The 15984-nt window shown below is 41.5% G+C and carries 13 protein-coding genes; 2 read left to right on the plus strand and 11 right to left on the minus strand.

Annotation, left to right across the window (positions count from 1 at the left end):
• Positions 1-37 precede the first annotated feature (37 nt).
• From DFQ04_RS11595 to DFQ04_RS11610, 4 genes are all read right to left on the minus strand, one after another.
• Positions 38-1111 (minus strand): alpha/beta fold hydrolase, encoded by a 1074-nt coding sequence (locus tag DFQ04_RS11595; protein WP_208110532.1) that lies wholly within the window; start codon positions 1109-1111, stop codon positions 38-40.
• A gap of 142 nt (positions 1112-1253) precedes the next feature.
• A complete protein-coding gene (locus tag DFQ04_RS11600) occupies positions 1254-3023 on the minus strand; it encodes a S41 family peptidase (RefSeq protein WP_133556016.1) in 1770 nt (589 codons plus the stop codon).
• Positions 3024-3060: 37 nt separating this feature from the next.
• A complete protein-coding gene (locus DFQ04_RS11605) occupies positions 3061-4224 on the minus strand; it encodes a hypothetical protein (protein WP_133556018.1) in 1164 nt (387 codons plus the stop codon).
• Positions 4225-4322: 98 nt separating this feature from the next.
• Entirely contained in the window at positions 4323-4940 is a 618-nt protein-coding gene (locus DFQ04_RS11610; protein ID WP_133556020.1) for a hypothetical protein, read from the minus strand.
• A 194-nt stretch (positions 4941-5134) separates the two neighbouring features.
• On the opposite strand from DFQ04_RS11610, the gene DFQ04_RS11615 reads away from it, so the two are divergent.
• Positions 5135-6031: a winged helix-turn-helix domain-containing protein gene (locus tag DFQ04_RS11615; protein ID WP_133556022.1), complete on the plus strand. Its 897-nt coding sequence runs from the start codon at positions 5135-5137 to the stop codon at positions 6029-6031.
• 372 nt (positions 6032-6403) lie between these two features.
• Here DFQ04_RS11615 and DFQ04_RS11620 read toward each other — a convergent pair whose 3' ends face one another.
• The 7 genes from DFQ04_RS11620 to DFQ04_RS11650 form a co-directional block, all read right to left on the minus strand.
• Positions 6404-6715, minus strand: a complete 312-nt coding sequence (locus tag DFQ04_RS11620; protein WP_133556025.1) for an HNH endonuclease — start codon at positions 6713-6715, stop codon at positions 6404-6406.
• A gap of 3 nt (positions 6716-6718) precedes the next feature.
• The gene (locus DFQ04_RS11625; RefSeq protein ID WP_133556027.1) at positions 6719-7585 is read right to left on the minus strand and encodes a GIY-YIG nuclease family protein; all 867 of its coding nucleotides are present in this window, start codon (positions 7583-7585) and stop codon (positions 6719-6721) included.
• A gap of 389 nt (positions 7586-7974) precedes the next feature.
• Entirely contained in the window at positions 7975-8448 is a 474-nt protein-coding gene (gene tnpA, locus DFQ04_RS11630; protein WP_133556029.1) for an IS200/IS605 family transposase, read from the minus strand.
• Positions 8449-8506: 58 nt separating this feature from the next.
• Positions 8507-10045: a YifB family Mg chelatase-like AAA ATPase gene (locus DFQ04_RS11635; RefSeq protein ID WP_133556031.1), complete on the minus strand. Its 1539-nt coding sequence runs from the start codon at positions 10043-10045 to the stop codon at positions 8507-8509.
• Positions 10046-10110: 65 nt separating this feature from the next.
• On the minus strand, positions 10111-10479 hold the full coding sequence (locus DFQ04_RS11640) for a hypothetical protein (RefSeq protein WP_133556033.1): 369 nt from the start codon (positions 10477-10479) through the stop codon (positions 10111-10113).
• A 29-nt stretch (positions 10480-10508) separates the two neighbouring features.
• Positions 10509-12341, minus strand: coding sequence for an ABC transporter ATP-binding protein (locus DFQ04_RS11645; RefSeq protein WP_133556035.1), 1833 nt, complete (start codon positions 12339-12341; stop codon positions 10509-10511).
• 101 nt (positions 12342-12442) lie between these two features.
• Positions 12443-14134 carry a hypothetical protein gene (locus DFQ04_RS11650; RefSeq protein ID WP_133556037.1) on the minus strand — a complete coding sequence of 564 codons (1692 nt, stop codon included), beginning with the start codon at positions 14132-14134 and terminating at the stop codon, positions 12443-12445.
• Between the two features lie 190 nt (positions 14135-14324).
• Between DFQ04_RS11650 and pafA the strand changes: the two genes are divergently transcribed.
• Positions 14325-15953, plus strand: a complete 1629-nt coding sequence (gene pafA / locus DFQ04_RS11655; protein WP_133556039.1) for an alkaline phosphatase PafA — start codon at positions 14325-14327, stop codon at positions 15951-15953.
• The last annotated feature ends 31 nt before the right edge of the window (positions 15954-15984 follow it).

The raw sequence follows: 15984 nt of genomic DNA on the forward strand, positions 1-15984 counted from the left end.
CCGAATTTTCGAAGTGGGTAGAGCGCATGGGTAGAAGCTATTTTTCTAACGCATCATGAAATTCAAAAAAAGCCTGTAAAACTTCTTTTGGAGTTTCTAGATGGGGATAATGTCCGGAATTTTCGAGAAGGACAATGTCTGCATTGGGAATCACTTCGGCAAAACGATCTGCGGCATGTTTCCCGGAAATAGGGTCTTCAATTCCGTTGACCAGTCGGATCGGAACTACCGCATTTTCCAGAGGCCTAACCCAACGTTCCCGATTAGTCCTGCGCTCCACCATATAGCGAATTAGTTTCGGGATCATGGTTAAACCCTTGTTTTCTATAGTCAGCATCCAGGTTTCATGGACAAACTCATCTGTTGGAGGATGGGCTTTGCTGAATATTTTGGTAAAACTTTTTTTCATGGACTTTTCTGACATGAAGTTAACCAGTAGCGGTCCGAGAGGAGAGAGCAATAACTTCTGGATCAAAAGAGGTCGGTGGGTTTCCGGGAAAATTCCTCCATTCAAAAAAACACAGGAAAGCCAGTTAATGGTGGATGACTTTTCAAATTGACGGGCTAAAAGTTCCTGAGCCACCGTATCTCCCAAGTCATGGGCTAAGAGATGAGCCTCCCTGATTCCAAGCTTAGTCAGTAATCCTTCGATGATATCTGCCTGTAAACTAATGGTCAAAGACTGCTTGGGTTTTGCAGACCTTCCCAATCCAATCAAATCAGGAGCAATGACCTCAAATCGTTGCGTTAAGGAAGGCCAAATCGCCTCAAAGTCCCAGGAAGAAGAAGGGAATCCATGAATGCAAACCAGCGTCTTGCCTTTTCCTGAACGCTTGTAAAAAACGTTTTGTCCCTGAATTAGGGTTGTTTTTCCGTCCTTATACCAATCTGGTGCGTTCATATTTAGTAATTGCTGTCTAAACTTGGGATCAATTGTAGAAATGGCATTAGGTCGAAAAGAACAATTTTTCTCAGGTAAGAAAGGTTTGTCGTTGGAATAAGTTAGGATTTTTTGGGTAGAAAAGGTGCCTCCTCCAATTGTGTTCTTTTCTGAAGGTTTTTCAAGTAATGGAATTTCAAATCCCCTGAAATAAAAAAGCGTAGGTTTCATCTACGCTTAGGTGGGGGCATTTTCTTTTTTTTGGTCGATTTTCGGAATGAATTTCATCCTCAAAAAACTTCCCTTGATTTATCCAATACCGACCAAGGATTTCATACACTCGGTGAAGTATCATGCTCTTCTAGCTAAAATTCTATTTTTCTTCAATCAGCATTAAGGCGCGGGCTTTTACGGCGTCTATTCTGTTTAAGTATTCGTCCACAGTCTGGGTTACGTAAATATCCGGCAAAATTCCGATTTCATCAGGAAGATCGGTTGCCATGGATTCGTGCGTGTTATCGGCCACAGTATAGACCAACTTGGTATGAGGTAGTCGGAATATTTTTCCCCCAGCGGAACAAAATTGATTAGATCCTAATTCCTCTCCGATGATAGTTCCAAGCTTAAGCACCTTAACGATGGACATAAAATGGCCTGTAGTCGAATTGCCTACCCCATCTATTAAAAAATAGAGATTTCCATCAAACCTGTTTTCATAAGGATTGACACTTTCCTCACCTTCTATTTTTTCCTTTTTGCCCTCAAAATCAGCATTGGAATAATAGGTAAAGGGCTTTTCAACCAAATACCTCAACAAATGAATACTGGCCGATTGCGAACCTCCGCCATTATTTCGAACATCTATAATTAGGTTTTTACTTTTTTTGGAATTGATTTCTACAAAGCTGCTGTCAATAAAATCCTTAAAATACGCATAGCTATTCCTGACTTTATAATAATTGAATGAGCTAATAGTTAACACGGCCGTTTGGTTATTTTGCAGGAATTCCAAACATAAACTCTTTTCACAGTGATGAATCGATGGATCTTCAGACAGGATTCTTTTTTCTTCTGCTTTGTTCAATGTTATTGGATTTGAACTCCCTTTTAGCGTGATGACATAGGAGTCCGGGAAATCCATCGCGTATGGAATTAAACAGGTTGACCAGACATTGAACAAATGCCTTTTGGTAGTTTCTATGTATCCCTGTGAGGGTAAATGCTGATAGATTTCCTGAATAAGTTCCTTAGTCGGCACGCCATTTATACTGGTTATTTCAGCTTTCACTTTTACTTTATTGGCATTGTTGAGCGGATCTATGACAAATAATTTCTCGTTAATCCAGCGAGTCTGCAATGGGAAACTCAAGCCTACAGGAAGCATATCCAATTCCTGATAAAATCCACTTACGGAGGTATGGGAACAGTTCACACTGGCGATTATTTCATCACAATGCCAAATAAATTCCGCGAAAGTGGTGCTTGGTGTAATTAGTTTTTTCTTTGCTTCTATAAGATTCCAGAAGTCTTTTTCGGTAATGAATTTGAAAATATTGGGATGGGTAGCTGTTATTCTTTTCCCCATTTCATCTAGATCCGCTCGATAATCGGCTTGTTGATACACTTTTGAAAACTTATCCCTTGGATTTTCAGGTTTTAGATTCGGGTCAAGTAGCATAGCGATTTGATCCTCGGCATTAAAGTTATCGGGGTTTAGTTCAAGTGATTTTTTGTAATGGATCAAGGCTTGATCTTTGTCTCCGATCGCAAGATTTATTTCACCAAAACTATCATGGGCATTGGATGAATTGGGGAATTCAGTGACGATCAATTTAAAGATCAAAAAGGCCTCCTGTTCTTGATTATTCCAAAGCAATTGGTAGGCATAAAAATTTAAGGCCTCTTCATTTTCAAAGTCATAGGCCGCTGGACTATCCTTTTTGAGTTTGTAGAACAATTCAATTCGCTCCCTCATGGGCAATTGATCCTGCTCTCGAAATACTTGAACGATTGACAGCTTTTCATTTTTATTAGAAGTCGTGTCTAACTCTGCGAGAGGAATTTGCTTTGTTGCATTTGTATGACATGCCACTGTTGTCATGCATATTAAAAAGATACTCCCTAAATGGATATTGAATTTCATAATGTTTTTTTAAGACGGTACTTAAGGCGCAAGAGTCTTATTTTTCATCGTTAATTAACTTCCATATTTCCTCGTTATAATTTGCTTTCGTAATCCCTGTTAGGTTTTCCAAGGTGAGGTAATATTTTTCATTTCCTTTTTCAGCTGGTCCAACATTCAGTAATTCCCAAACACCCTCAAACCCCTTTTCCTTTTCTATTTTTTGAACCAAAAGGGCATTCACTATATAGTCGGCCGAATTGTTAAACCCACTGGTCTTAAAGTAAACTGGAGTCTCTTTGATTTCGGCCCAATTAGTATTTCTATTACTCGCGACTTGTGCTTTAAAAGCCTGGAATATTTCGTTCCAAGTCATACCCCAACTGCCGCCATAAAGGTAGGCACAGCCTTCGTCTACGGCTCTGTTGAGTTTGCTCCTCGAAATCACTAGGCTCAATCTGTCATGAAATAAATCGTGGGGATCAAAATTGTTGAATGTTGCGTTTTGGTTGCCGAAAACGACTACCTTTCTATCACCCAATGTAGAACTCCAGACACTTTGGACGATACCATTATAATCTGATTTATACTGAACACCAACCAGTTTTTGCAATTCAATTAGATTGTCGGTGCAATAAAAATCTGTCAGTTTATTTTCGGATTTGAGTTTTGAATCAAAAGCAAAAGCTAATTTTCCAAATTCCTTTACTTTGGTTTCGTTGATCGTGTTTTTGTAATGAAAAATATTGTTTCCTACCTTCTCAACTTTCCAATTTTGTGTATTTCTTAAAAGCGGTGAAGAAAATACGAATGAGTCATTTTTTTTATGTGCAATCAATTCGAAACTTGCCCTTAAAAATGCGTTGTTTTCATGAGTTCCAATGTAAGATACTTGTATCAAGAAGTTGCTTGCTTCTAGAGCAACCACGTTTGTCAAATAGGGTTTGTAGAAAAAGGCATCATTGAATTCTTTGCTTTCCTGGATGCCATTTATCTCGTCAAGTAAAATAAAGGTTTCTACTTTTTGGCTCTCAAGAACTAGCTTATTTTCATCATTAGGTTTTTGGGCGGCATTCAGGAAATCGTTTAGTGCAGTGGTCAATTTTTCACTCTCGATGCTGTCCTTTAGCAAAACAATACCTGGATTAATCAGTAATTTATTTGACTGAGCATGAACTAAAGTACCAACGATTAAAAGTAAAGAAGTATAGATGAGTTTCATTTTCTGGGTTTAGTAAATTGTTTCTTGATTTGAGTTCTACAACATCGTAATTGATCTAGAGTCATTGGTTAGTTGAATAAATTAGGCCTCTGTTTTAATCAATTCTCACATACACCATGCAGAACTTTTACCTCATTCAGTTTCTCCCATGTTTTATGATCAAATTCTTTGGGAGAGAACTTAAATAAGATAATCGCCTTTTTGGGTTGCTCGCAAAAGTATTGTTCGATGGTGACGTTTAAGGTTAAAGGCTTTTTTGTATATCGGCTTTCGAAAATTTTGATTTTACCTAGGTAAGCGGACGTATTTTTAGTCCTGTTCTTTTCCTCAAAAAAGGCATTGGTTTTTAGCACAGTAGGATCGTTTTTTTGCCATGTTTCAATACTCAATAACCCATCAAAATAAAGCTCCAAGTTATCTTCTAGGGTTGATTTGATTAGTTGATCTTCGGCATCTATTTCCCATACAAAGGCATAAGACCAAAACACTTGACTTTCTGAATTCCCCCATCCTTTTGGAAAAAGAGCTACTTCTTTACCTTGGAATTTGATTTCTGGAGCAAAACTTATCGGGAATTGAAACAACTCTTTGCTCCAGGTGCTATCTGCACTAAGTAATCCTTCAGTCATCTTGTCCTTTTCGTGCTCTTGTCCAAAACTCAATATTGAGTTGAGGAATAGGACTAGGGTAAGAATGATATTTCTTGTTGTTTCCATAGGTCTTAATCCTTGCTAATTTTTCAGGGTATTTAATACTTTTAAAAAGAAGGCAATTCTGAATTATTTTGCCCTTGAAGTAATTTTAGACTGCAGTTGTAAACCTAAGGCTAAAGGCATCAAGAGGTGTCAAATGAATGTCAAATAAGTGTCAAAGACCGTAAGAATTAGACATTTTTTAGCTTATTTAAACTATGATGAGCAGAAGGAAGATTTATTCGATTAGCGTTTTGACGGTTGTAGCATTTTTCATTTGGATTTTCTCGAGCCAGATTGAAAGAGCTGAAGACTTTTCGGGGCAAGTTAAAGTTGCTTTAAGGGTTGTGGGAAACCAACTACTGCTCTCCAATAAAGACTCAACTTCATTGGTTTTGCCAGTTATTGAATTAGACGAATCAAAGTATCAACTTTCTTTTCAAAATAAACTTTCATTGACTCCCGATCACTTGGTGTCCGTTATTGATGAAAGCTTTCAAGCTTCGGGGCTTCCTAATTATTACCGTGTCGAAATAATTCAAAACTCAGATCAAGAAATCGCATACAGCTATGAGATAAAGAATGGTCTAGAAAACAGTCTTATACCTTGTTTGAGCAGAGAAATGTCTCACAATGCATATACTTTGCAGGTGAAGTTTACTGAAATGGAACCTTCTCTTTTGAGTCAAAAAGCACTTCTGTTAGCCCCGGCTATAGCCTCTTTACTACTCTTTGCAATTCCTTCTTATAAAAGAAAGAAGCCTGTGAAAGAGAGAGAAATTCACCGAAATTCTACTTCACTTGGCAGGTTTGAATTTTATCCAACACAAAATAAACTCATGAAGGGCAGCTTGGAAATCCCCCTTTCCAAGAAGGAATGTGAGCTGTTACAGATTTTTTCAAGCAAGCCAAACCAAATTATTACACGAGATGAACTTACCAAAAGGGTCTGGGAAGATCATGGTGTTTTTGTTGGACGCAGTTTGGATACATTTATTTCAAAACTCCGCATGATCCTAAAAGAGGATAAAACAATCAAGCTGACCAATGTGCATGGAGTAGGCTATAAGTTGGAGCTAGGTGAATTTCCAATTCCCGGAAAAAAAGAAGCATAAATGCAATCTACGCTTAGGTCAATTGAGTAGGTTAAAAAGGTACTGGACTACCTTCAGAAGCTAGTCGAGTACCCAAATAAGGTACCTGACTACCCTCTGATCCTAGTCCTGTACCCAAAAAAGCTACACCTGTACCCTATTCGCCTACTGCTGTATTCTAATCGCCTACAGCTGTATCTACAAAAGCTAAATCTGTACCCTCCCAAGCAAACCATTTATCTTTATTCAGAACAGCTGTTCCAAATCAGGGTAAATCAGTAGGCTCCGAAGGTAGAGAACTGGGTAAAAAGGGTACTGGTGTGTGTGTGGAGGTAAATAATCTTAGGGAAATAAAAAAAGGTAGATGGAATCTGGGATTAGGAGAAGGGAGATTTATTTTCCTTTAAGATAATCCAGAACCACAGGAGCCAAAGTAGAATTACCAATTCCCTTTTTCTGACAAAAGTTACTTTCCAGCCAGATTTCTAATTTTTTTGCGCCCTTACTGGCATTGCAGGAGCGGCAACACAAAGCAATATTCTCCGGGCCATTAATCCGAATATCATTGATGATATGCTCCCAAGAAGGATTTGTTTTGGTTAAGCCATTCGATTTTTCAAAGGAAACACCACAATAAACACAGTTTAAATCCCTCGCTTTTACTAATTCTTCAACCTCTTTTGGAATGCCCCAGCGATTAGCCATTTTTCAACTTTCAGATTTTGTTTTGTTATCAGATTCGAAGTCCTTCAGTGGATTCCCATCTTTCATTTTCCAATCTAAAAGACCATTAGAATTCCTTCCTAAAACGATGGTGGAAGCTGTGGAAGGGCTGCTAAAAATATAATCATCTTGAAATTCCAAATAATCCACTTTATCTAAAAGAATTCCTTGATCGATCAATTTTTGTCTTAGTGTTACAAAACTTGTAGTCATTGATGGAACAGTAGATCCTGCTGCTTTTGAACCTTTAAATACTAAAAATCCATCAGAAGTTGGTTCTCCCTGGCCATCAGCACCTCGAGCCGCCTTGGCATAGAAGATTGCTTGTTTTTGTTTGGATTTGATTTCCCTTTTTTCTTCAAACACTTTATGACCAAGAGTATTGACTAACATTTTTATGTATTCAATGAACTCTTCCATTTCTGCTCTATCTGATTCTGAAATGGAGGACTGGGTTGGAATTATTGAATTTTCAACCTTATATCGATTTACTTTTTTTGCAATTTCATGGAGTCTATTCTCCAAATACTTTATATGGGCTTTGTTAAGATTTTCATCTTTGCTGATAAATACAATTGATTCATTCCAAAAGTCCTTGGATGTTAATTGCTGATTTAATCTCCTCAGAATCGATTCTGCTTCCCCTATATAAACTTGATCTTTACCCTCCTCATCTTTTCCAAATAGAAGGTAAACGCCGGTGCTGCTGAGATCATCTCGATCTGTACAATCTTTGATTTTAATTCTTGGGATTTTATAGGCTTTTCCTGACCAGTTTGAAAGTTCACAACTCATTCGCCCATTTGGATCTCCATCAATTAGAAAAATTTTTATTGTCTTCCCGAATTTCATAGTCTCTTTTTCATTTTACAATTTCGAATAAGTAGTCCCTTTAGGGACAGAATATTGGTAGAAGGTAAGCGGCCCTCTTTCTTCCGTCCCATCCGGGACGGGATATTTTTGGTTTGAAACTTTTCTACCCACCTGCAGTGCCTAGCGGCACTAGCTACTATAAGAATCACTCATTCGCCCATTTGGATCCCCATCTATTAGAAAAATTTTTATTGTCTTCCCGAATTTCATAGTCTCTTTTTCATTTTCGAATAAGTAGTCCCTTTAGGGACAGAATATTGGTAGAAGGTAAGCGGCCATCCATCTTCCGTCCCATCCGGGACGGGATATTTTTGGCTTGAATCTTTTCTACCCACCTGCAGTGCCTTACGGCACTTGCTTGAATAATCTCACTCATTACCATACGCCACTTCCCTAAAAATATATCGCTGGTCAAATTCTACTTCGAATTTTTCTAACAGGGTTTTGTATTCTTCCAAAAAGCTCCATTTTTTGTGATGCTCCTCCTGATTTTTGATATAATCAATAACTTGTTTGATATGGGATTTGCTGTAGCTAAAAGCTCCAAAACCTTCCTGCCAAGAAAATTTCCCTTTGGTAAACCTCTTTTGATTGACCCATTTTGAGCTGTCTCCTTTTACATCTTGTATCAAATCTGACAGCGATTGAGTTGGCCTCATCCCGATAAGAATATGTACATGGTCTGGCATACCATTTATCGCAAGGACTTTATGATTGTGGTTTTTTATAATTCCAGAGATATATTTATAAAACTCTTCTTTCCAAGTTTCTTGAATGATGCAATTGCGATTTTGAACAGTGAAAATCACTTGGATGTGAATTTGAGTATACGTGTTAGCCATAAATCTAAAAGTAGTTTTTCGGTTTCACTTTAATTCCCAATTCTTCATTCCTAATTCCTCACCCCGCCCATCCTTCTCTATCCAGGCTTCGATATTGAATTGCTTCGGCTAGGTGTTCCACTTTGATGGTTTCACTTTCGGCGATATCGGCGATGGTTCGGGCGACTTTGAGGATGCGGTCATAGGCTCGGGCAGATAATCCAAGACGCTCCATGGCGGTTTTGAGTAGGGCTTTGCCGGCTTCGTTAATTTGGCAGACTTCCTTGACCATGTGGGAAGGCATCATCGCATTGCAGTAGACTTCGGGATTGTTTTGGAAGCGTTGCTTTTGCCGTTCCCTGCCCAAGATCACCCGCTCCCGAATGGCTTTGCTGGATTCGCTTTTGCGGGTGGAGGTCATCTCGTCGAATTTCACCGGAGTCACTTCCACATGCAGATCGATCCGGTCGAGTAAGGGACCACTGACTTTGTTGAGGTAGCGCTGCACGATACCCGGCCCGCAGACACATTCCTTTTCGGGATGGTTGTAGTACCCACAAGGGCATGGATTCATACTGGCGATCAACATAAAGTTGGCCGGATAGTCCACGGAAACCTTGGCTCGGGAGATGGTGACTTTCCGCTCTTCCAAGGGTTGGCGCATGACTTCGAGAACGGTGCGCTTGAATTCTGGGAGTTCGTCCAGAAACAAGACCCCATTGTGGGCCAAAGAAATTTCTCCGGGTTGGGGATTTCCTCCTCCGCCTACCAAGGCTACGTCAGAAATGGTATGGTGAGGACTTCGAAAAGGTCGCTGAGCGAGAAGGGAACCGTTTTTCCCCAGTTTTCCCGCTACCGAATGGATCTTCGTCGTCTCCAAAGCTTCCTGTAAGGAAAGTGGAGGCAAGATGGAAGGCAGGCGCTTTGCCAGCATGGTTTTTCCTGCTCCGGGTGGGCCGATCATGATGACATTGTGACCTCCGGCAGCGGCGATTTCCATAGCGCGCTTGATATTTTCCTGACCCTGCACATCAGCAAAGTCAAACTCATTATCATCCAGGGAATGGTAAAAGATCTCTCGAGTATCGGTGACCAGAGGTTCGATTTCCAATGTTCCCTGAAGAAAATCGGCCGCCTGATCCAAGGTTTCCACCCCGATGATGTCCAGATTATTGACGATAGAGGCTTCCTTTGCATTTTCTAAGGGAAGAATAAACCCCTTGAAGCCTCTTTTTCTAGCTTCGATTGCGATGGGTAATACTCCCTTTATGGGACGGAGATTTCCATCCAGAGAAAGCTCGCCCATGATCACATACTTTTCCAATTCGGGAAAACTCGCCTGCTCCGAGGCCTGCAAAATCCCGATGGCAATGGGCAAGTCATAAGCCGAACCTTCCTTTCGGATATCCGCAGGGGCCAGGTTGATCACGACCTTTTGACGGGGCATGCGGTAGTTGAAATATTTCAGGGCAGATTCTACCCGCTGCTGGGATTCTTTGACCGCGGAGTCTGGGAGACCTACCATAAAAAAGCTGGTGCCCTGTCCCACATTGACTTCGATGGTGATTAGGTTGGCGTCCACTCCAGAGACGGCGCTTCCAAAAGTTTTTGCGACCATAATTGAAATAAAAAAAGGAAACCTGTTTGGCTTCCTGAATATACTCGATTGAGAAAATTAAATCTTTATTGATCGGTGAAATTTTGCCGAGGTCTAATCGGCCCGGTGCTATCCTCCTGATTTTTTTGAGGAATTGGATTCGTTCCAGGTTTGGTTTTGGGATGCTCTAAATCGTACAACTTGGCCTTTAGCGCATTCATTTCCGATTCCATCTTTTTGATTTTGTCATTCAGTCCACTTTGGTGAATGCCCATAGCTCCCCAAGCTGCCAGGAAAACAATCGTTCCAGTCAGAAATACCTTGACCATGGACTCTGCCAAAATTGGATCCATTCCGAAGGTCGATCCCAGTGTGTCAAAGAAGATGAAGAACATCAAAAACACGAGGAAGAAGATCAACAGGGCTATTTGCAGGTAAAAGGCTATTTTTTTCATGTTCTGAATTCTAATTAATCACTAAGTTATTAAACGGATTGAATACTGGAAAGCTTTTGGTAAAGTCCTTCCACCGCCATCAGTTGGGCATGCGAACCTCGCTGCACGATCTTCCCTTTTTCTACTACCAAGATTTCATCTGCATGCTGAATCGTACTCAATCTATGCGCAATGACCAAGGTAGTTCGGTTAGTCATCAACTTGGTCAAAGCTTCCTGAACCAATAGTTCGGATTCAGAATCAAGGGCTGAGGTCGCTTCATCGAGGATAAGGATTGGGGGATTTTTCAACACGGCACGGGCTATGCTCAATCGCTGCCTTTGCCCGCCGGAAAGCTTACTTCCCCGGTCGCCGATATTGGTTTGGTAGCCATTTTCCAGTTGGGAAATAAAGCCATGAGCATTGGCGATTTTCGCTGCTTCCATTACCTGAGCCTCGGTTGCTCCCTCAATTCCAAAGGCGATATTGTTGAAAACCGTATCGTTGAACAGAATGGACTCTTGGGTCACAATTCCCATCAGACTTCTTAAGTCTGAAGTAGAAAAATCCCGAAGATCGGTTCCGTCCAAAAGGATTTTTCCGGAAGTCGGATCATAAAATCTTGGAACCAAGTCCGCCAAGGTGGATTTCCCACCACCTGAGGGACCTACCAAAGCGATGGTTTTTCCCTTTTCCAGAGAAAAATCAATGTCCTGCAATACCAGGTTATCTTGGTAGGCGAAACTTACTTTTTGGAACTCAATCTTATTCTCAAAAGAGTGAAGAGGCTTTGGAGAAGAAGGAGAGGAGATTTTTGAAGGGGTATCAATGACTTCGAAAATTCGCTCTGCCGAAGCGATTCCCCGCTGTATGCTGCTCATGGCCCGGGAAATTTCCTTTGCAGGATTCAAGACCTGAGTGAAAATGATAATATAGGTGATGAAATCGGATGCACCCAAATTAGACTCTCCACTCAAAACCAAACTTCCTCCATAGACTAGGATTCCAGCGACCACAGTTACGCCCAAGAATTGAGAAATAGGGGAGGCCAATTCATTTTTTCTGGCCATACTCACATTGACCTTGGAGTAGTATTCCGTTTCGGAATCGAATTTTCCCCGGACAAATCGCTCGGCATTGAAGGCCTTTACGACTCGCATTCCCCCCAGCGTTTCATCCAAAATATTGACGATTCGGCCAAGAGATTCCTGACTTTGAACCGCTCTTCGCTTGAGACGTTTGGTGATCCCCCCAATGATTGCCCCTGAAATCGGGATAATCAAAATGGTGAAAAGGGTCAGCTTCACCGACATGAAAAACAGCACAGCGAAGTATAAAATGATGGTAGCAGGTTCTCTGAAGACCACCCTCAGTGATTGTACAATGGTATTTTCAACCTCCTGCACATCATTGGTCATCTTGGACATCAGGTCGCCTTTGCGCTCATTGGAGAAAAACCCAATGTGGAGGCGGCTGACTTTTTCGAAGATGTCCATCCGCATGCCTTTGATCACCACCGCTCGGACTTTGGCCAAAACTACCCCCGAGAGGTAAGTGAAAAGGTTGGAAAGGAAGACTGAAATCACGATGATGATGCAGACAAAAATGAGGGTTCCCATTTTGCCATAGGCATCCTGTACGCTTAGAAAGCGATTGTAAAATAGTGTGGTGAAATACTCAATGGTCAGCGAAAAAGGAGGCATTTCCCGGAATTTCTCGAAAGACTGAGGATCTACCTGCTCAAAAATGACATCGAAAAGAGGCTTGAGCAGGGTGAAATTCAGCAAGCCAAAAACAATGGATAAGAAGGCGTAAAGAATATAAATCGGAGCAAACCTGCTAAATGGGCGGGCATAAGACAGGATCCGAAGGTATGTTTTCATTAAATCACCAAAAGGTTTCGACCCGCAAGTTACGCAAATTTGCGGCAGGAGGTTTTCTTCTCTCCTGCCTCTAGCGATTTGCTTCGTTCTTCAAAAGGCCCTTAGTAGTTAAAATCCGGTCGGATAAAATTCCATCGGAAGGCCAATTGGATGTAATGACTGCTTACTGGAGCATTCAGATCTTGGGCAGTTCTTCTTCTCAAGTAATGGGAGGCATCAATAAAGAAATTATGCTTAACCATATAGGAAGCGGTCAGGTTGGTTTGGATGACTTGATTTTCTACACCTTGTCCTATATAATTCCCGAATAATCCTGTTGGACTTCCTTCCAGACGATTTTTCAAAAGATCTCCACCCCAATTGACCTCCGGACTTTCGTCAGCACCAAAGAGTTGATACATTCCAGTTAGGTTGAGATCGAGCCTAGGTAAAGGCTGATAGCACAGGATTCCGACAAACTCCCTGAAATTCGCCCCTCTTGGGTGGGTGAGGGGAGTTCTCCAATTCGTGTAGGATTGGTAGTCCACTTTTTCCTGAAAGGTGTAGGGTCTAGCCTGATTCCATTCCAGCTGCAGATCCAGATTGTTTAAACCGAAGGCATTGATGTACTTGTAGCCGAGTTGGGCTCCGTATTTATTCCGCTTGGATCCCTTTCCATCAATTCCGAAAAACTCATTGAAGACAAACTCATCCAAGGCAAATTGTCCGTAAAGTTCCATTCCCGGAGTGAAAATCCATTTCCCATCCAAGCCCAACATTACCTTGTCGGGTGTTCCCTGCTGTTGCTCCACCCAACGGAGGAAAATGAAAGGGTTGAAGTAATTGAAGTTGATTTTATCGGTCATGATGGAGGAGAAAAAGCCGAAATTCATGCTTTTGCCCACATTCATGCCCAGTCTGTTGTATGCGAAATATTTTTGAGGATAACGCCCATCGGTGGGTCTGCCGCGGTTATAAAAAACATCCGCGGTCATTTGAGTCCAGAGGTTGGTTAGCTGAAATTTCCAAACCTTGGTGTTGAACTTGACAAACATGTAAGGATTGGAAAAGTCCGAAATCTGGAAGGAGCGATACCCTTCCCCGGCAAAGTTTCGGTCATGTCCCACCTGGATTTCGATGTGTTTGGTTATTTGAAAAGAGACATGTCCCAAGGCGGAAAAATAGTTGTAGCCATCGGTGTTGTATTCCTTCCAGAATCCCTCGCCCGGAACGGCTCCATTGTATTCAGCGTAGTCCTTCACCCATGAAGGAAAATACACTTCTGAAGTAGTCAGGTAAGTATAAAAGCCGACTTTTTTATCCACTGAACCTCTAATGACAAGACCTCTCGCTAATCGGGCAGGATTTCTTTCGTTGTCAGTTTCGGTTCCACCACTCAGGTAAATCACCGGGCTGAGGTGAATCCCGAATTCATCCCCTTCATAATGGGCCAAATCACCCGGCCGTCGATAGAGCGATTTGAGGAATGGCTTTTTAGATTCCGGTAAATCTTGGGATGAAAATTCCCAGTTGTCCTGACTTAAATAAGCGAGGTTAAACTCGTCAGCTTTGGAGCGGATGACCGAATTATCCTCTGCCAGACTATCCAGATACTTGGCTACGATATCTCTTCGGAAAGGCTTAAACCCAGTATTGAATTCGGGATTGTTTCGCTTTTGAAGGATCTCATAGCGCTCGATTTTATGGTAATAATCCCTGTTGTAGGGGATGTAAGAACCTTGAGAAAATGCTTGTTGAGAAAAAAGAAGCAGAAAAATCCTGCTGCAAAAGCATAAAAACCGGAAGGAGAGCATGTTTTTTTCCATTGCCCTAAGCTAAAAAAGATTTGCTGATATCTGCAAAGGAATCCCTCAGCCTATGATTTTCAATTTTATCCCGAGGGCTAAATCCTTCTACCCAATGTAATCTTGGTTTTCAGTTAACAAATGGTATGGCTCTTGTAATCAGGATATCTTTATCTTTGAGTAAAAATAAAGAACAGCTATGCGAAAGGTTTTTGCGGTAGTTTTTGCCCTCCTTACAATTTCTCTATCGGCTTTATCCCAGCAAAAGGCAGAAAAGCCTAAACTGGTTGTGGGTATTATTGTCGACCAAATGCGTCAGGAATACCTGTACCGATTCAGTGATCGATTTGTAGAAGGAGGATTCAAGAGATTCATAGATCAGGGATTTATGATGACCAATGGTCACTACAACTATATTCCAACTTACACCGGCCCGGGACATGCCTCTGTGTACACAGGCACTACTCCAGCTACACACGGAATCATTGCAAACAGCTGGTACCATAAGCAATTGGGAAGATCAGTTTATTGTGCGGAAGACAGCACGGTAACCAATGTGGGAGGAACTCCAGAAAACGGGAAAATCAGCCCGAGAAACATGCTTTCTACCACCATTTCTGATGAGATGAGATTTGCCACCGCCATGCGGTCCAAGACTGTAGGGATTGCTATCAAGGACAGAGGAGCATCTCTTCCGGCAGGACACACAGGCGATGCCTATTGGTACGATGACGCCAATGGAGATTGGATGACTTCAACCTTTTATCATGAAACTTTGCCTGAATGGGTAGCTGGTTTTAATGCAAAGAAGCGTCCGGATTATTACTTGGGATTGACTTGGGAAACACTTTTTCCAATTGATACCTATGTGAATAGCATCGCCGATGACAATGATTTTGAAGGGCCTTTTGTAGGAAAAGACAGACCCACTTTCCCTTATATTTTGGATTCTCTTCGGGCAAATAATGGTGGCTATGGATTAGTTGCTTCCACTCCTTTTGGAAATAGCCTGACGGTGGATTTTGCTATGGCAGCCATTGAGGGAGAGAAATTAGGGCAAAGAGGAGTGACGGATATGCTGGCAGTGAGTTTTTCCAGTCCGGATTATATAGGACATAGATTTGGGCCTTCCTCTGTGGAAATAGAAGACAATTACCTCCGCTTGGATAGAGACTTGGCCAATTTTTTTGAATACTTGGATAATAAGATCGGAAAAGGGCAATACCTGGTATTTATCTCTGCTGACCATGCGGTAGCCGAGGTTCCTAATTACCTGATCAGTCAAAAAGCTCCTGCCGGCAATTTCAATACTACGGTAGCCATCGGACAGCTTAGAGGATACACTCAAGCTAAGTACGGAGAGGGAAATTGGATTTTAAATTATTCCAATGAGCAGATCTTTTTGAACAAGGATTTGGCGAGAGATAAAGGAGTGGATTTTGACATGCTCCAACGAGATATTGCTGATTTCTCCCTGAGAATAAAAGGTGTAAAAGAAGCTTATGCAGCTGTTGATATGAAAACCACGGAATTTACTCAAGGCCGAGCCTCCAGTTTACAAATGGGTTTCAATCATAAAGCTTCAGGTGATGTACTTTTGATTTTGGAGTCGGGATGGCTTGCAGGAGGATTGAGAGGAACCACCCATGGCTCGGGCTTTAGCTATGATACGCATGTTCCGGTTGCTTTTTACGGTTGGGGTATCAAGCATGGCAAAAGCGCTGCTTATACTTCCATCACCGACATTGCTCCTACCATTGCAGTGATGCTGGGAGTGAAATTTCCAAGTGGCACCACTGGACAACCCATAACGGAGATTACAGACTAAATAAAAAACCTCGGCTTCAACCGAGGTTTTT

Origin of the sequence: Algoriphagus boseongensis (genome assembly GCF_004362805.1) — a bacterium.
In the GTDB taxonomy this organism is placed as follows: Bacteria; Bacteroidota; Bacteroidia; order Cytophagales; family Cyclobacteriaceae; genus Algoriphagus; species Algoriphagus boseongensis.